This is a genomic window from Streptomyces sp. NPDC007346 (assembly GCF_040703535.1).
Taxonomy (GTDB): domain Bacteria; phylum Actinomycetota; class Actinomycetes; order Streptomycetales; family Streptomycetaceae; genus Streptomyces.
Map to the genome: position 1 here is coordinate 82,650 of NZ_JBEYKR010000006.1, position 16,012 is coordinate 98,661.

General features: G+C 73.6%; 13 protein-coding genes and 1 pseudogene. 10 read left to right on the top strand and 4 right to left on the bottom strand.

Annotation, left to right across the window (positions count from 1 at the left end; genetic code table 11):
* The first annotated feature begins 21 nt into the window (after nt 1–21).
* From AB0917_RS03690 to AB0917_RS03700, 3 genes are all read left to right on the top strand, one after another.
* Nucleotides 22–1,068 (top strand): ABC transporter ATP-binding protein, encoded by a 1,047-nt coding sequence (locus tag AB0917_RS03690; protein ID WP_366817809.1) that lies wholly within the window; start codon nt 22–24, stop codon nt 1,066–1,068.
* Nucleotides 1,069–1,146: 78 nt separating this feature from the next.
* On the top strand, nt 1,147–1,902 hold the full coding sequence (locus AB0917_RS03695; RefSeq protein ID WP_366817810.1) for an ABC transporter permease: 756 nt from the start codon (nt 1,147–1,149) through the stop codon (nt 1,900–1,902).
* The gene (locus tag AB0917_RS03700) at nt 1,899–3,890 is read left to right on the top strand and encodes a TOMM precursor leader peptide-binding protein (protein ID WP_366817811.1); all 1,992 of its coding nucleotides are present in this window, start codon (nt 1,899–1,901) and stop codon (nt 3,888–3,890) included. The genes AB0917_RS03695 and AB0917_RS03700 overlap by 4 nt, the downstream gene beginning before the upstream one ends.
* 77 nt (nt 3,891–3,967) lie before the next feature.
* On the opposite strand, the gene AB0917_RS03705 is transcribed toward AB0917_RS03700, so the two are convergent.
* A complete protein-coding gene (locus AB0917_RS03705; protein ID WP_366817812.1) occupies nt 3,968–4,144 on the bottom strand; it encodes a thiazolylpeptide-type bacteriocin in 177 nt (58 codons plus the stop codon).
* Between the two features lie 184 nt (nt 4,145–4,328).
* Here AB0917_RS03705 and AB0917_RS03710 point away from each other — a divergent pair, with 184 nt between their 5' ends.
* Nucleotides 4,329–5,957 carry an amidohydrolase gene (locus AB0917_RS03710; protein WP_366817813.1) on the top strand — a complete coding sequence of 543 codons (1,629 nt, stop codon included), beginning with the start codon at nt 4,329–4,331 and terminating at the stop codon, nt 5,955–5,957.
* On the top strand, nt 5,954–6,217 hold the full coding sequence (locus AB0917_RS03715) for a hypothetical protein (RefSeq protein WP_366817814.1): 264 nt from the start codon (nt 5,954–5,956) through the stop codon (nt 6,215–6,217). Before AB0917_RS03710 ends, AB0917_RS03715 begins: the two co-directional genes overlap by 4 nt.
* A gap of 209 nt (nt 6,218–6,426) precedes the next feature.
* Here AB0917_RS03715 and AB0917_RS03720 read toward each other — a convergent pair whose 3' ends face one another.
* Complete coding sequence (locus tag AB0917_RS03720) at nt 6,427–7,434, bottom strand: LuxR C-terminal-related transcriptional regulator (RefSeq protein ID WP_366817815.1); 1,008 nt, start codon at nt 7,432–7,434, stop codon at nt 6,427–6,429.
* A 608-nt stretch (nt 7,435–8,042) separates the two neighbouring features.
* Here AB0917_RS03720 and mfd point away from each other — a divergent pair.
* Nucleotides 8,043–11,576, top strand: a complete 3,534-nt coding sequence (gene mfd / locus AB0917_RS03725) for a transcription-repair coupling factor (RefSeq protein WP_366817816.1) — start codon at nt 8,043–8,045, stop codon at nt 11,574–11,576.
* A gap of 73 nt (nt 11,577–11,649) precedes the next feature.
* On the opposite strand, the gene AB0917_RS03730 is transcribed toward mfd, so the two are convergent.
* Nucleotides 11,650–12,042 carry an ATP-binding protein gene (locus tag AB0917_RS03730; protein WP_366817817.1) on the bottom strand — a complete coding sequence of 131 codons (393 nt, stop codon included), beginning with the start codon at nt 12,040–12,042 and terminating at the stop codon, nt 11,650–11,652.
* Between the two features lie 142 nt (nt 12,043–12,184).
* Between AB0917_RS03730 and AB0917_RS03735 the strand changes: the two genes are divergently transcribed.
* Both AB0917_RS03735 and AB0917_RS03740 read left to right on the top strand, forming a co-directional pair.
* Nucleotides 12,185–12,721, top strand: a complete 537-nt coding sequence (locus tag AB0917_RS03735) for a UTRA domain-containing protein (protein WP_366817818.1) — start codon at nt 12,185–12,187, stop codon at nt 12,719–12,721.
* Nucleotides 12,718–13,503 (top strand): GntR family transcriptional regulator, encoded by a 786-nt coding sequence (locus tag AB0917_RS03740; protein WP_366817819.1) that lies wholly within the window; start codon nt 12,718–12,720, stop codon nt 13,501–13,503. The genes AB0917_RS03735 and AB0917_RS03740 overlap by 4 nt, the downstream gene beginning before the upstream one ends.
* Before the next feature lie 2 nt (nt 13,504–13,505).
* Here AB0917_RS03740 and AB0917_RS03745 read toward each other — a convergent pair whose 3' ends face one another.
* Nucleotides 13,506–14,357 (bottom strand): nucleotidyltransferase domain-containing protein, encoded by an 852-nt coding sequence (locus AB0917_RS03745; RefSeq protein WP_366817820.1) that lies wholly within the window; start codon nt 14,355–14,357, stop codon nt 13,506–13,508.
* A 209-nt stretch (nt 14,358–14,566) separates the two neighbouring features.
* On the opposite strand from AB0917_RS03745, the gene AB0917_RS03750 reads away from it, so the two are divergent.
* Together AB0917_RS03750 and AB0917_RS03755 are read left to right on the top strand one after the other, a co-directional pair.
* Nucleotides 14,567–15,313 (top strand): N-acetyltransferase, encoded by a 747-nt coding sequence (locus tag AB0917_RS03750; RefSeq protein WP_366817821.1) that lies wholly within the window; start codon nt 14,567–14,569, stop codon nt 15,311–15,313.
* A gap of 91 nt (nt 15,314–15,404) precedes the next feature.
* A pseudogene (locus AB0917_RS03755) lies at nt 15,405–15,938 on the top strand (cysteine hydrolase family protein); the annotation flags it as partial.
* Between the last annotated feature and the right edge of the window lie 74 nt (nt 15,939–16,012).

The window sequence follows — 16,012 nt, forward strand, 5'->3', positions numbered from 1 at the left end:
TTCCATCCCAAGGAGAGTTCCATGACGTCCACCGCCCCCCGCACCCCGCACGACCCCCCTGCCGGACCGTCCGCCGGGCCCGCCGTCGCCCTGGCCGACGTCCACAAGACGTACGGCGCCACCCGGGCCGTCGACGGGGTCTCGCTCACCGTCGAACGCGGGGAGTTCTTCGGGCTGCTCGGGCCCAACGGGGCGGGCAAGACCACGCTCGTCGAGATCATGGAGGGGCAGCGCCGCGCCGACTCCGGAACGGTGGCGGTCCTGGGGGAGAGCCCCTGGCCGCGCAACACCGCCCTGCTGCCCCGGCTCGGCGTGCAGACCCAGAGCTCGGCGTTCTTCGTCCGGCTGACCGCCCGCGAGCACCTGGCCACCATGGCCGCCCTCTACCGGTGCGACGCGGCCGCCGCCGAACGCGCCCTCGCCTCCGTCGGCCTCACCGAGCAGGGCGGCACCCGCGTGGACGACCTCTCCGGCGGTCAGCGGCAGCGGCTCGCCATCGCCTCCGCCCTCGTCCACGACCCCGAGCTGATCTTCCTGGACGAGCCGACCGCCGCCCTCGACCCGCAGGCCCGCCGCTCCCTGTGGCAGGTGCTCCGGGACCTCAAGGGCGCGGGCCGCACCATCGTCTACACCACGCACCACCTGGACGAGGCCGAGGCGCTCTGCGACCGGGTCGCGATCATGGTCGAGGGCAAGGTCGCCGCGCTCGACAGCCCCGGCCGGCTCATCGCCGCCTCCAGCCCCACCACCCGGCTGCTGGTCCCCGCCGACCGCCTCACCGCCGACCGGGCCCGCGCGATCCCGGGCGTGGACCGGGTCACCGAGGAGGGCGGCTCGATCGTGCTGGAGACCCTCGCCTCGGGCCAGGTGCTGGCCGCCGTCGACGAGATCGCGGGGCTCCAGGGCGTACAGACCAGGACGGTGAGCCTGGAGGACGTCTACCTGGCGCTGACCGGCACAGGTACAGGCACAGACACCGGCACCGGCACCGGCACGAGCGCAGGTACTGGAGCAGGAACGGGCGCAGGAACGGGCGCGGGTACAGGCACCGGAGCCCCCCAGCCGTAGCCCGGCCCAAGCCCGCCCCTCCCCCGCCGCCCCGCCACCGCCACGCCCCTCGTGAACCACCGATACGGAGACACCCCCATGAGCGCCTACGCCGCGCTGAGCCAGGCCGGATACCGGGCCTACACCCGCGACCGCACCACCCTCTTCTTCACCTTCGCCTTCCCGCTGATCTTCCTGGTGGTCTTCGGGCTGATCTTCCACGGCCAGACGGTCGAGGAGAGCGGCAAGCCCTACATCAACTACATCGCCCCCGGTGTCCTGTCCTGGGGCGTCGGCAACGCCGCCGTGTTCGGCGTCGGGTTCGTCCTCATGCAGTGGCGGCGCGACGACATCCTCCGGCTGATCCGGATGACGCCCACCCCCGTCTCCACCGTCCTGGCCTCCCGCTACGTACTGGCGCTCGGCATCGGAGCCGTACAGGCGGTCCTCTTCGTCGCCGTGGCCCTGCTGCCCTCGTTCGGGCTCCAGTTGGACGGCCGCTGGCCGCTCGCGATCCCCGTGCTGGTGCTCGGCATCACCGCGTTCCTCGCGCTGGGCGTCATCGTCGGCAGCTACGCCAGGACCCCGGAGGCGGTCGCGGCCGTCGCCAACTGCCTGATGATCCCCATGGCGTTCCTCTCCGGTTCGTTCTTCCCGCTGGACGCCATGCCCGGCTGGATGCAGAGCCTCTCCCGCGTCCTGCCGCTGCGCTACCTCAACGACGGGGTCTCCGGCGCGCTGACCGGCGGCGGCTCCCTCCAGGACATCGGCGTCGCCTGCGCGGTGCTCGCCGGATTCGCCCTCGTCCTCGGCGCGGTGGCGCTGAGGACCTTCCGCTGGAGCGACAAGTCATGACGACGGCCACCGCTTCGACCCCGCTGGACGTGGCGCGCGCTCAGCTCCAGACCGCGCTGTCGGCACGCCACTCGGGGATGCCCGACGGCCTGCCCGCCCCCTACGTGGTCCCGCTCGGGGCCGCCGACACTCTCGGCTTCGGCCACCGGGACCCGTACGCCGACACCCGCCCCGCCGCCAACGTCCAGCTCACCTCCCGGGCCGTCCTGATCGGCCCCTGGGGCGGCGGGCCGGGAGGCGCCGCCTGCGGCCAGTGCCTCGCGATGCGGTGGCAGCGGCTGCGCAGCCGCTCCGAGCGGGAGGCGCTGGAGCTGGGCCACGAGCCGCAGGGGGCCGTGCACTGGCCGGTGCTCACCGACTACGTGGTGGACGCCGTCTGGGCCACGTACCGGGCCGTCCTCCCGGGCCCGGCGCGGGCCACCGGCCCGGACCCCGCCCACCCGGCGGCCGCGTCCGCGGTCCCCGACGCCACCCCCGCCGACCGCGCGCTCCCCCAGGTCACCCGGGTCGACCTGGCCACCCTCGCCACGGCCACCTTCCCCTTGCTCCCCGAACCCCTCTGCCCCGCCTGCGTCCAGGAGGTGCCCGACACGGCGGAAGCCGCCCGGATGGAGCTGGGCCCCGCCCCCAAACCGGACCCCGACGGCTACCGCCTCCGTACCCTCGACTCCTACCCCCTGCCGACCGCCGCCCTCGCCAACCCCGTGTGCGGGGCGCTCGGTTCGGACACCTGGATCAACCCCGCCTCCACCACCACCGCCCCCGTCGCCGGCACCCACTTCGTACGCGGCTACGCCGGCCTCAACGACGTCACCTGGAGCGGCCAGGCCAACCGGTACGCCACCAGCCGCACCCTGGCCTACCTGGAGGGCCTGGAGCGGTACGCGGGCACCCACCGCCGGCGCGGCACCTCCCCGGTCGTCGACAGCTACCGCAACCTCTCCGCGCGGGGCCCGGCCCTGAACCCCGCCGACTGCGGCTTCTACGCCCCCGAGACGTACGCCGGTGACCCCCTGGTCAGCCCCTTCGACCCGGACCGGGCCATCCCCTGGGTCTGGGGCCACTCGCTGCGCGAGGACGCCCCGATCCTCGTCCCGGCCCGGCTCGCCCACTACAGCGCCGGGGTCGACGCCGACAACTTCGTCTTCGAGTGCTCCAACGGGTGCGCCACCGGCGGGAGTCCGGAGGAGGCCATCCTCTTCGGGCTCCTCGAACTGGTCGAGCGGGACGCCTTCCTGCTCGCCTGGTACGGCCGCGCCCGCCTCACCGCCATCGACCTGACCACCTGCGGGACGTCTGCCGTCCGCTCGATGCTCGACCGGGCGGCCCTGCACGGCTACGACGTGCACGCCTTCGACACCCGCATGGACCTGGCCGTCCCCGTCGTCACCGCCCTCGCGGTCCGGCGCGACGGCGGCCACGGCACGCTCTCCTTCAGCGCGGCGGCCGGGTTCGACCCGGCGGACACGGTGGAGGCGGCCCTGTCGGAGGTCCTCACCTACATCCCGCACCTGCCCTACCAGGTGGCCGAGCGCCGCACCGAACTGGAAGCCATGGAACGGGACTTCACCAAGGTCCTGCACCTCAAGGACCACGCCCAGCTGTACGGTCTGCCGTCGATGGCCCGGCACGCGGCCGAGTACCTGGACCCGGTCGCCGTCCTCCCGCTGGAGGAGGCGTTCGCGAACTGGCAGCCGCAGCGCCCCCGTACGGGAGACCTGCTGGACGATCTGCGGTGTCTGCGGGACCAGTTGACGGCCGCCGGGTACGACGTCATCGCCGTCGACCAGACGACCCCCGAGCAGCGCCGGATGGGCCTGCACACCGTCTCCACCACCGTCCCGGGCCTGCTGCCGCTGGACTTCGGCTGGAGCAGGCAGCGGGCGCTGCGCATGCCCCGGCTGAGCACCGCGCTGCGGGCGGCGGGGCGGCGGGCGGACGACCTGCCGGAGGAGGAGATCAAGGCCGTCCCGCACCCGTTCCCGTGACCGGCCCCGCGCACCACGCACGTCAGCCCCCTCCGACCGACGGAGGGGGCTGGCGTGCGAGCGGGTGGAGAGCGGCGTCAGGCGCTGCAGGAGGTGGTGCTGGTGGTGCTGGAGCAGGTGGAGGTCGAGGAGCAGGACGTGGAACCGGCGAGGACGACCTCCACCGCGTCGGAGTAGTCCGAGATCTCGAAGGTCTCCGACTCCAGCTCCAGGATCTCGTCGGCGAGGGTGGCGAGCTCGGTCTTGGGGGCCATGGTGTTCTCCCTGGTCTCGTGGGGACCGGCCGGCGGATCCGGCCCGGTGTCCCCGGCGCTGAATCCATTGGAGGGGACCCCGCTGTCAGATCGGCCGCGCTTTCGCTGTCACTTCGCTGGCACCCGGTGACAGCGCGACGGCAGGGGCCCTGACAGCCGTACGGCACAGGCTCGTTGAGCAGAGATGAGGTGCGAAGTGGTCACAGCGGCGAGAACGCCGAAGGGGGCGGACGGTGTGGGACGCGGCGCGGGGGCGGGCGGTGCGGGGTGTGCGGGCGCGGACGACGCGAGGCGCTCGGGCGCGGAGGGTACGGAGCGCGGATCGGGGACGAGCGGTGTGGGGCGTGCGGGGACGGGCGGTACGGAGCGCGGTGCGGGGGCGGGCGGTACGGAGCGCGGCGTGGGGGCGGGCGGTACGGAGCGCGGCGTGGGGACGGACGGTACGGAGCGCGGCGTGGGCGCGCACGGTGCACGGGCGGCCGGTGGGGAGGCGGCGGGAAGCGTGCCCCTGCCGCGACCGCTGCTCCGGGCCGCCCTCGCGCTCTACCTCGACCTGCACGCCCACCCCGAGCTCTCCGGCCACGAGCACCGCACCGCCGACGCCCTCGCCGCCCGGCTGACCGGACACGGCCTCGCGGTCACCCGGGCGGTCGGCGGCGGCCACGGGCTCGTCGGCGTCCTGCGCAACGGCCCCGGTCCCACCGTGCTCCTGCGCACCGAACTCGACGCGCTGCCCGTCACCGAGGCCACCGGCCTGCCGTACGCGAGCACCGTCCCCGGGGTCATGCACGCCTGCGGCCACGACCTGCACATCGCGGCGGTCACCGGGGCGGTGGCCCTCCTCGCCGAGGACCCGGACAGCTGGCGCGGCACGGTCCTCGTGGTGGGCCAGCCCGCCGAGGAGACGCTGAGCGGGGCCCGGTCGATGCTGGAGGACGGCCGCCTGTACGAACGGTTCGGCACCCCGGACGCGGTCCTCGCCCAGCACGCCGCCCCGCTCCCCGCCGGGACCGTCGCCCACGCACCGGGCGGGGCGCCCCTGATGGCGGGGAGCATCGCCGCCGACGTCACCCTGTACGGCCGGGGCGGCCACGCGGCCACCCCGCACCTCACCGTCGACCCGGTCCTGATGGCCGCCGCCACCGTGCTCGGCCTGCAATCGGTGGTCGCGAGCCAGACCGCCCCCGCCGAACAGGCCGTGCTCACCGTCGGCTCGCTGCGGGCCGGCGAGCGCGGCAACATCACCCCGGACACCGCCGAACTCTCCCTCACCGCACGGGCGTTCACCGACCCGGCGCTCGACCGGCTGCTGGCCGCCGCCGAACGTGTCGTACGGGCCCAGGCCGCCGCCTCGGGCGCCCCGCGCGACCCGGACCTCACGGTGACGGCCCGCTCGCCCGCCCTGCTCCCCGATCCGGCGCTGACGGCGGCGGTCCGCCGCGCCCATGAGGCGTCGCTCGGCGCGGGCCGGGTGCTGGACGCCGCCCCCGCGACGGCGACCGAGGACTTCCCGCACTTCGCGGCGGGCGGGGTGCCGACGGCGTACTGGCTGCTCGGCACCACGGGCCCGCGGGAGTGGCGTGCGGCGCGGGCCGGGGGAGGGCCCGTACCGCCGAACCACGCGCCCGGCTTCGCCCCCGACGTCCGTACCGCCCTGCCGGCCGGCATCACGGCGCTGGCGGCGGCGGCCCGGCGGGTGCTGGACGCGGGACCGGGGGCCGGGGGGAGCGGGAGGCCAGGCACCGGGGGGAGCGCCGGACCGGGGGCTCACGGGGACACCGGGCCGGGCGCCGGCGGGGAGGCGGGGTCATGACGCCCGGTCCGTCCGGGCGGCCCGGGGTCGCCGCCGTCGTCCTCGTACGCCGCGACCGGGCCGCCCCGACCGGCTGGACCACCGTCGTACGGCTCCTGGGGCTCCTCCCCGGCCACTGGTGCTGCCACTCGGAGGTGGACCAGGACCGGGTGGTGCTGCGGGTCGAGCTGGCCGGGTCGACGGACGCCCCGGCGGTGCGGCGGGCGGTCTCCTGCGTCCTGGCGGACACGGCGCTGCGAGGCTGGACGGAGGAGGCCTGACCGCGCCCGTAAGCCCGGAGCGGCCCTCGCCCATCCGCGCATCCCTACATCGCTACATCCGCGCATCCCTGCATCCGCACACCCCTGCATCCGTACGACCACGCACCCGTACGTCCATGCCTCCATGCCTCCATGCGTGCACGCGTCCGCACGCCGCGTCCGCACACCTGCACGGCCCTGTGCCCGGCCGGGCTGCGCTCACGGCCCTGTCAGATCCAGCCCCGCTCACGGGCCAGGAGCGCGGCCTGGGCGCGGCTGGCGGCGCCGAGGGTCTGCATCAGCTCGGCGACATGGCGCCGGTAGGTCCGTACCGACACCCCCAGCTCCCGGGCCCCGGCCTCGTCCTTGCCGACGGTGCACATCGCTACCAGCACCCGCCGCTCCATGGGGGACAGCCCCTGGCGGGCCTGGCCGTCCGCCCCGCCGTCCTTGCCGTCCGCGAGGGACAGCTCCTCGGCCTGGTCCCAGATCTTCTCGAACAGCGCGATGATGTTGGAGACCAGACCGCTGCGGTGCGCGAGCAGTGCGCCCCGGGAGGTGTCGCCGGGGTCCAGCGGTACGAGGGCGGCCCGGCGGTCGTAGACCAGGAGCCGTTCCGTGGTGTCCGCCGTGACCCGGATCGACGCCCCGTGCTCGGTCAGCTCCCGCAGATAGGCGGCGGTCGGCGGGTCCTGGAGCGCGACGCTGGAGACGACGTTGCGGATCCGGACACCCCGCCTGAGGCAGCGCAGGTCCAGCGGCCTGGAGCGGGCGATGTTCTCCGGGGAGAGGCGGGTGTACGGCTCCACGGAGAGGATCTCGTCCCGGGCGAAGAAGGCGAGGTCGTCGATCCGGTTGCGGATCTGGGCGAGCCCCTCCAGCTGCTCGATGCCCTGCGGAGGGGGCGTACGGGCCCCCTGCTCCGCGCGTAGACCATCAATGACGTGGCGCGATTGGGTGACGCGCTGCAGCTCCTGGTGGAGTGCGTGGAGCCGCAGATCGACCAGGCGGGAGAGGGCGGTCTCCGGATCCACGGGCGCGATCCGGCGGCCGTCGTCCTCCACCCGCAGGAGCCCCAGCTCCCGGAGCCGGTCGATCCGGGCGCGGGCCTGCCCGGCCTCGGTGTGGAGCAGGAGGTGGAGGTCGTCGGCGGCGGTGGAGGGGTTGCGCAGGAAGTGGCGGTAGATCTCTTCCTCGGCGGCGGAGACCCCGAAAACCGCCATCTCGTTCTCACCCACGTACGCCCCCGATCCCCGATACCTGGTGTCCGCTTGAGTCCGTGCACCGCGGGGGATCGCCCTGCGGAGCTGGTCGCCGTCCGCTGTCGCGGCCGGTGGAACTGTTCGTGCGCCGGTGATCCCTCGGAAGCCGTTCGTGCCATGGTCGGCCCACAGACTAGACGGTGGGATCACTCCTGGGAGGACCCCGGACGGAACTGTGTGTCCCGTGGAGATGAACGGTGGGCGACCGGCGACGAGCGGCGGTGGTGGAGCGGTGGACGGCCCGGCCCGGCACCGCGGATGCCCGCCGGGGCCCGCGCCGCACACCTCGTAGAGGAGACTCCCCACCCCGCCCGCCCGGTACACCGCCGCCGCGCGGAGCGAGCGTCCCGGCCGGCGCGGAAGCGCCTGTCGACGGTCGGTGCGGAGCGGCTGTCACCAACCGTGCGGAGCGGCTGCCACCCACCGGTGTCGAGTGGCTGCCACCCACCGGTGCGGAAGCGGCTGTCACCGGCGGGTCGTAGTCTGGAACCCCCGGCCCGTCCCACGTGTCGGGCCCTTCGCGTTGCCCGCCCTGGCAGCAGCCGGCTGCCAGCACCACTCTCATGACCCGGACGGATGCCCCTATGAGCCTGCACGGTCTGCTGGATGTCGTCGTAACGGACCCGGCGATCGCCGAGGCGGTGAAGGCCGCCGCCGACGGCCACCGCATGCACGTCGACCTGGTGGGTCCGCCCGGCGCCAGGCCGTTCGCCGTGGCCGCGCTGGCCCGGCAGACCGGCCGGACCGTGCTGGCCGTCACCGCGACGGGCCGGGAGGCCGAGGAGCTGGCCGCCGCCCTGCGGACGCTGCTGCCGCCGGACACGGTGGCGGAGTTCCCGTCCTGGGAGACCCTGCCCCACGAGCGCCTCTCGCCGCGCTCGGACACCGTGGGCCGCCGCCTCGCGGTGCTGCGGCGGCTGGCCCACCCGCGCGAGGACGACCCGGAGACGGGCCCGGTCTCGGTGGTCGTCGCGCCGGTCCGTTCCGTGCTCCAGCCGCAGGTCAAGGGGCTCGGCGAGCTGGAGCCGGTGGCGCTGACGAGCGGGCAGAGCGCGGACCTGGGGGAGGTGGTGGACGCGCTGGCGGCCGCCGCGTACGCGCGGGTGGAGCTGGTCGAGAAGCGGGGCGAGTTCGCCGTACGCGGAGGGATCCTGGACGTCTTCCCGCCGACCGAGGAGCACCCCCTTCGGGTGGAGTTCTGGGGCGACGACGTGGAGGAGATCCGGTACTTCAAGATCGCCGACCAGCGGTCCCTGGAGGTCGCGGACCACGGCCTGTGGGCGCCGCCCTGCCGTGAGCTGCTGCTGACCGGCGAGGTGCGGGAGCGGGCCGCCGCCCTCGCCGAGGCCCACCCGGAGCTGGGCGAGCTGCTCGGCAAGATCGCGGAGGGCATCGCGGTCGAGGGCATGGAGTCGCTGGCCCCGGTCCTGGTCGACGACATGGAGCTGCTGCTCGACGTCCTGCCGCAGGGGTCGATGGCGCTGGTCTGCGACCCGGAGCGGGTCCGTACGCGGGCGTCCGACCTGGTCGCCACGAGTCAGGAGTTCCTCCAGGCGTCGTGGGCGGCGAGCGCGGGCGGCGGCGAGGCCCCGATCGATGTGGGCGCGGCCTCGCTGCGCAGCATCGCGGACGTCCGGGACCGGGCCCGTGAGCTGGGGGTGATGTGGTGGTCGACCTCCCCGTTCGCCGCCGACGACGCGGACCTGGACGAGGACACCCTCAAGCTGTCGATGCACGCCCCGGAGGCGTACCGGGGCGACACCGCCCGCGCGCTCGCCGACACCAAGGGGTGGCTGGCCGACGGGTGGCGCACGGTGTACGTCACCGAGGGCCAGGGGCTCGCCTCCCGCACGGTCGAGGTGCTGGGCGGCGAGGGCATCGCGGCCCGGCTGGACGCGGACCTCACCGAGATCTCCCCGTCCCTCGTCCACGTCTCGTGCGGCGCCCTCGACCAGGGCTTCGTCGACCCGGCGCTGAAGCTCGCCGTGCTCACCGAGACCGACCTGACCGGCCAGCGCACCGCCACCAAGGACCTGGGCCGGATGCCGGCCCGCCGCAGGAAGACGATCGACCCGCTCACGCTGGAGGCGGGCGACTACATCGTCCACGAGCAGCACGGTGTGGGCCGGTACGTGGAGATGGTGCAGCGTACGGTCCAGGGCGCGACCCGTGAGTACCTGCTGGTCGAGTACGCGCCGGCCAAGCGCGGCCAGCCCGGCGACCGGCTCTACATCCCCACCGACCAGCTGGAGCAGGTCACCAAGTACGTCGGCGGCGAGGCCCCGACCCTGCACCGGCTCGGCGGCGCCGACTGGACGAAGACGAAGCAGCGGGCGAAGAAGGCGGTCAAGGAGATCGCCGCCGACCTGATCAAGCTGTACTCGGCCCGGATGGCGGCCCCCGGCCACTCCTTCGCCCCGGACACGCCGTGGCAGCGCGAGCTGGAGGACGCCTTCCCGTACGCGGAGACGCCCGACCAGCTCTCCACGATCGCCGAGGTCAAGGAGGACATGGAGAAGACGGTCCCGATGGACCGGCTGGTCTGCGGAGACGTCGGCTACGGGAAGACGGAGATCGCGGTCCGGGCGGCGTTCAAGGCGGTCCAGGACGGCAAGCAGGTGGCGGTCCTGGTCCCCACCACCCTCCTGGTCCAGCAGCACTTCGGCACGTTCACCGAGCGGTACGCCCAATTCCCGGTCAACGTCAGGGCGTTGAGCCGCTTCCAGTCGGAGACGGAGTCCAAGGCGACGCTCGCGGGCCTGAAGGACGGCTCGGTCGACCTGGTTATCGGCACCCACCGCCTCTTCTCCTCCGACACCACGTTCAAGGACCTGGGCCTGGTCATCGTGGACGAGGAGCAGCGGTTCGGCGTCGAGCACAAGGAGCAGCTGAAGAAGCTCCGGGCCAACGTGGACGTGCTGACGATGTCCGCGACGCCCATCCCCCGTACGCTGGAGATGGCGGTCACCGGCATCCGCGAGATGTCCACGATCACCACCCCGCCGGAGGAGCGCCACCCGGTGCTGACCTTCGTCGGCCCGTACGAGGAGAAGCAGATCGGCGCGGCCGTACGGCGTGAACTCCTGCGCGAGGGCCAGGTGTTCTACATCCACAACCGGGTCGAGTCCATCGACCGGGCCGCCGCCCGCCTCCGCGAGATCGTCCCCGAGGCGCGCATCGCCACGGCACACGGCCAGATGTCCGAACAGGCCCTGGAACAGGTGGTGGTGGACTTCTGGGAGAAGAAGTTCGACGTCCTGGTCTCCACGACGATCGTCGAGTCCGGCATCGACATCTCCAACGCCAACACCCTGATCGTGGAGCGCGGCGACAACTTCGGCCTCTCCCAACTGCACCAGTTGCGCGGCCGGGTGGGACGCGGCCGCGACCGGGGCTACGCCTACTTCCTCTACCCGCCCGAGAAGCCCCTGACGGAGACGGCCCACGAGCGCCTGGCCACCATCGCCCAGCACACGGAGATGGGCGCGGGCATGTACGTGGCGATGAAGGACCTGGAGATCCGCGGCGCGGGCAACCTCCTGGGCGGCGAGCAGTCCGGCCACATCGCGGGCGTCGGCTTCGACCTGTACATCCGCATGGTCGGCGAGGCGGTCGCCGACTACCGGGCCCAGATGGACGGCACCGTGGAGGAGGAGCCCCCGCTGGAGGTCAAGATCGAGCTCCCGGTCGACGCGCACGTCCCGCACGACTACGCCCCCGGCGAGCGCCTGCGCCTCCAGGCCTACCGCGCCATCGCCCAGGCCACCTCGGAGGACGACATCCGCGCGGTCCGCGAGGAGCTGACCGACCGCTACGGCCCCCTGCCCGAACCGGTCGAGAACCTCCTCCTGGTGGCCGGCCTGCGCATGCTGGCCCGCGCCTGCGGAGTCGGCGAGATCGTCCTCCAGGGCTCCAACATCCGCTTCGCCCCGGTGGAGTTGCGCGAGTCCCAGGAGCTGCGCCTGAAGCGCCTGCACCCCAAGACGGTCATCAAGCCCGCCGCCCACCAGATCCTGGTCCCGCGCCCGACGACGGGCAGGATCGGCGGGAAGCCGGTGGTGGGACGCGAACTCCTGTCGTGGACGGGGGAGTTCCTGACGACGATCCTGGGGTCCTAGCCCCGGTATTTCCCGAGCCATCGTGCCCCGCCGGGCTGACCCGGCGGGGCACGAAGCGTCTCGCCTTCGGGCGCTAGGGGGCCGCAGGCCGCTTGAACGCGGCCCAGACCGTCTTGCCCACGACATGGTGGTCGATGCCGAAGTCCGCGGCGAGTTCAGCGACGAGGAACAGGCCGCGCCCTGTGCAGCTGTCCTCGTCCGGGTGCTGAACCGCCGGCCGGCCGCCGCCGCTGTCGCGGATCTCCAGCCGTACGAAGTCATCCGTCAGGCTGAGCCGAACGGCGAATTCCCGTCCCGGTGGGACGCCGTGGAGCAGGGCATTGGTGGCCAGCTCGGAAGTACAGAGCTTTATGTCGTCGATCAGAGCCGTGAGCTGCCACTCCAAGAGGACGTCGACGACGAAATCGCGGGAGGCGCCGACGGAGGTGCGCCGTCGGGGAAAGCGCCGTAACTGCGACAGAGACACGGTGGTTCACCGCCTTGCTCGTGGGTGATGACGAGAGGACCGTACTGCTATTCGCGAAAGCTAGCAAGGTACTCTTTGGGGTGTTCGACGGAGTCGCCTACCGTGTGCAGCGGCGAGGTCCGGCGTCGGCGAAGGAGGAGCCATGGGTGAAGGCGAGATGATCAGCGCGTCCGCTCGGTACCTGGCGCAGTCAGCCCCGGGCGATGCCTGGGGAGCCGAGGCGGCGGCGGCAGGGCGGCGGGGTACGCAGAAGGTTGTGCGCGCCGGTGAAGCGGCCTCCCCGGACCGGGTGGCCGACCTGCTCGGCGTGGAGCGGGGCGGGCGGGTCGTCGAACGGCGCCGGATCATGTATCTCGACGGCGTACCGTGCGAGTTGACCGACACCTACTACCCGGTGGAGATCGCCCGGGGCACAGGGCTGGCGGGTACGGCGAAGGTCCGGGGCGGGGCCGTCCGGCTGCTCGCCGAACTCGGCCACGTCGGTGTCCGGGCGTTGGAGGACGTGGTGGCCCGCATGCCGTCCGAAAGCGAGCGGGCGACCCTGTCGCTGAAGGACGGCGAGCCGGTCCTCGAACTGACCCGGCTCACCCTGGACGCGGCCGACCGGCCGATCCAGGCCGACGTGATGGTCATGCCTCCCCGGGGCCAGAGACTGCGGTACGAGATCAGGATCGGATGACGGTGCGCGGACCGGAGACGGAAGAGGCGGACGGCCGCCCCCTGCACGAGCGGATCGCGGCCGATCTGCGGGACGACATCATGTCCGGGGAGCTGGCTCCGGGGGACAGCCTTCCCTCCACCGCGCAGCTGAAGGAGCGGTTCGGCGCCGCGAACGCCACGGTCCAGAAGGCCGTGCAGCGCCTCAAGAGCGAGCGCCTGGTGGTCGGTCGGGCCGGTGCGTCGGTGACCGTACGCGAACACCGCCAGCGCACGATACGGCCTGCCGCGTACATGGCGCCGTCACCGTCGGGCGAGCCCTACCGCTGGCTGACCGAAGCGGCGAACTCCGGTGCGCGTGCCCACAGCACGCTGCTGGACGTCACCGAAGCCGACCCTCCAGCGGATGTGGCCGACGCACTCGGGCTCCGACCGGGCGGAACGGCGATCCTCCGGCACCAGCTGCTGTCGATCGACGACGAGCCGGCCGAACTCGTCGCGTCGTACTACCCGCTGGAGATCGCCGAAGGCACCGCCATCACCGAGCGCCGCCGGATCGCGGGAGGCACGCCCACACTCCTCGCGTCACTCGGCCACCCGCCCCGGCTCAGCGTGGACCGCGTCTCGGCGCGCGTCGCCACCCAGGACCAGTACCGTCTGCTCCGCCTCCCCGGCGATCTGCCGGTCCTGCGCACCCTGCGGGTGGTGTTCAGCGGCCGCGACCGGCCCATCGAGGCCACGGTGATGGTCAAGGCGGGCCATCTCTACGAGGTGCAGTACGAGTTCGCCCCCGAAGCCGACTGAGGTCACCGGTCCCGAGACAGCGCCTGCCCGATCTCCTCATGCAGCCCGAGCGGCAGGTTCGTGCCCCAGCGGTCAGCCGCCTCGGTCGCCAGTTCGCGGGTCCACCGCCAGCTGTTCGCGGCCGCCGTCCGGACCGCCTCGGGGGACAGGGGCGCGGTGGTCGTGGCGTACCGCTCGACGTCCGTCGCCGGCAGGTCCGCCTCCAGGGCGCGGCTCGGGGTGAGCCAGTGGGCGGTCGAGCCGCGCAGCAGGCGGCAGAGCTTCAGCTGGAGCGGGGCGATGACGGTGTGCAGCAGGTGGTGGGCGCGGGCCGTCTCGCCCCGGGTCCGGACGTGGGCGAGCATCAGGGTCCAGTTGGCCAGTTCGTCGGTGAGCTGCTGGGCGGTGGCGACGGGCTCCGGCGGTCGGAAGGTGGCCAGTGCGCGGGCGGCGGGGGTCAGGCGGCCGGTGCGGTCGAGGAGGACGGCGGCCTCGGGGCGGGGCAGGTGGACCTGGTCGCGCCAGGTGGCGATCTCCGCGATGCCGGGGCCGGTGGGCTCGACGTGGAACTCCCCGCGCATCAGGTCCTCGAAGACCACGGCGAGGATGCCGTACATGTTGGTGTACGCCAGCTTCAGCGGGGCCAGCCGCTCCACGAACTCCCGCCCGTCGAAGGCGGCGACCTCCTCCTCCCGTACGTACAGACAGGCGTCCAGGTCCGAGTGGGCGTCGGCCTCGCCGAGCGTCCAGGAGCCGTAGAGGAGGACGCCGTCGACGCGGGGGTCCGCCTCGGCCGTCGAGCGGAGCAGCTCGACGCGGCGGTCCAGGGCGTCGGCGGGCAGGGGCGTACGGCTGGGGGCGGGCCGGTGCGGCATGGTGCGGGTCTCCTGAGGTGCGAGGGCAGACGGACGGGGCCCGGCGGTCGGCGCCGGGCGGCTCACGGTCCCGGTGCGGGACCTCGTTCGTTGCTCAGGAAACGCCCATGGGGGCAGCCTAGGGGATGTCCCCGCCAGTCGTCCCCGGGGGCCCGAACCCGTAGAAAACCCCTGGTCACGGTCGGTACCGTCCCCTTAGGGTCGGCCCCATGAAGCCGCACATCACCACGCTCGCCGAACGCCCCGAACTCGCCGCCGCCCTGGACCGGATGCCGGACACCTGGCCGGCGTTCGTCCTGGAGGACATCGTCGGCTGGGCGAACTTCGGGCGGATCGCCGTCGAGTTCCCGCAGTACGTGCTGGTCGCCACCGACCCGGACGGCAGCCTGGTCGCCCGTGCCTTCAGCGTCCCCTTCGAGCTGAACGCCCCCGGGCGCGGCGAGCTGCCCGTGGGCGGCTGGGACCGGATGCTGCTGTGGGCGTTCGCGGACCTGCGGCGCGGGCGGACCCCCGACACCGTCGGCGCGATCGAGATCACGGTGGCCACCGGTCACCAGGGCAAGGGGATCTCGGGCCTGATGCTGGCCGCGATGCGCGAGAACGCGGGGCGGCACGGCTTCGGTGAGGTCGTCGCCCCGGTGCGGCCGAGCGGCAAGCACCTGCGGCCCGCGCTGCCGATGGAGGAGTACGCCCGGCTCACCCGCGCCGAGGACGGGCTGCCCGAGGACCCGTGGCTGCGGGTCCACGTGCGGGCGGGCGGGGTCGTGGACGCGGTGGCCCCGGTGTCGATGACGGTGAGCGGGACGCTGGCGCAGTGGCGGGAGTGGACCGGGCTGCCGTTCGACACCGAGGGCCCGGTGGAGGTGCCGGGCGCGCTGGTGCCGGTGCACTGTTCGCCCGCGCACGGGTACGCGGTCTACGCCGAGCCGAACGTGTGGGTACGGCACCGGGTGTGAGGCGGCTGCCCCGGATCACGCGGCCGGGGCGGGACCGGTCGGGGACGTAACTCCGGTGCGCCACCGCCCCGTCAGGCGTTACCGTCCGACCGTGCCCCACACCCCCGCCCTCCTCGTCATCGACATGCAGAACGCCCTGGTGGCCATCGCCCACCGGGGCGCCGAGACCGTCGCGGCCATCGCCGGGCTCCGGGAGCGGGCCCGGACGGCCGGCGTACCGGTGGTGACGGTCCAGCACCAGGACGACGAGCTGGAGCCCGGGACCTGGGGGTGGCGCATCGCGCCCGAACTCGCGCCCGCGCCCGGCGAGAGCGTCGTTGCCAAGTCGAGCCCGGACGGTTTCCTGGACACCGGCCTCGACGCGGCGCTGCGGGGGATGGGCGTCACCGAGGTCGTCGTCACCGGCTTCGCCACCGAGATCTGCGTGGAGTCCACCGCCCGGCGGGCGCTGAGCCTCGGTTACGACGTCGTGCTCGTCGCCGACGCGCACACCACCTCGGTCCGGCCCGGCACCGGCCCGTACGCAGCTCCCCAGGCGTCGATCGCCCACCACAACGAGATCTACCGGAACCTGCGCTTCCCCGGCCGGAGCATCCGCGTCCTGCCCGCCGCCGAGGTGGACTTCACGACGGACACGGCGGAGACGGCGGGCACGGTGCACGCGGCGGACGCGGCGGAGACGGCGCACACGACGGACGC

Bases quoted from the DNA above. Each gene is read 5' to 3' on its own strand.
- AB0917_RS03700 (WP_366817811.1), top strand. From the start codon at position 1,899: ATGACGACGGCCACCGCTTCGACCCCGCTGGACGTGGCGCGCGCTCAG.
- AB0917_RS03710 (WP_366817813.1), top strand. From the start codon at position 4,329: ATGAGGTGCGAAGTGGTCACAGCGGCGAGAACGCCGAAGGGGGCGGAC.
- AB0917_RS03690 (WP_366817809.1), top strand. From the start codon at position 22: ATGACGTCCACCGCCCCCCGCACCCCGCACGACCCCCCTGCCGGACCG.
- AB0917_RS03705 (WP_366817812.1), bottom strand. From the start codon at position 4,144: ATGGCCCCCAAGACCGAGCTCGCCACCCTCGCCGACGAGATCCTGGAG.
- AB0917_RS03740 (WP_366817819.1), top strand. From the start codon at position 12,718: ATGACGGTGCGCGGACCGGAGACGGAAGAGGCGGACGGCCGCCCCCTG.
- AB0917_RS03695 (WP_366817810.1), top strand. From the start codon at position 1,147: ATGAGCGCCTACGCCGCGCTGAGCCAGGCCGGATACCGGGCCTACACC.
- AB0917_RS03715 (WP_366817814.1), top strand. From the start codon at position 5,954: ATGACGCCCGGTCCGTCCGGGCGGCCCGGGGTCGCCGCCGTCGTCCTC.
- AB0917_RS03750 (WP_366817821.1), top strand. From the start codon at position 14,567: ATGAAGCCGCACATCACCACGCTCGCCGAACGCCCCGAACTCGCCGCC.
- AB0917_RS03745 (WP_366817820.1), bottom strand. From the start codon at position 14,357: ATGCCGCACCGGCCCGCCCCCAGCCGTACGCCCCTGCCCGCCGACGCC.
- mfd (WP_366817816.1), top strand. From the start codon at position 8,043: ATGAGCCTGCACGGTCTGCTGGATGTCGTCGTAACGGACCCGGCGATC.
- AB0917_RS03735 (WP_366817818.1), top strand. From the start codon at position 12,185: ATGGGTGAAGGCGAGATGATCAGCGCGTCCGCTCGGTACCTGGCGCAG.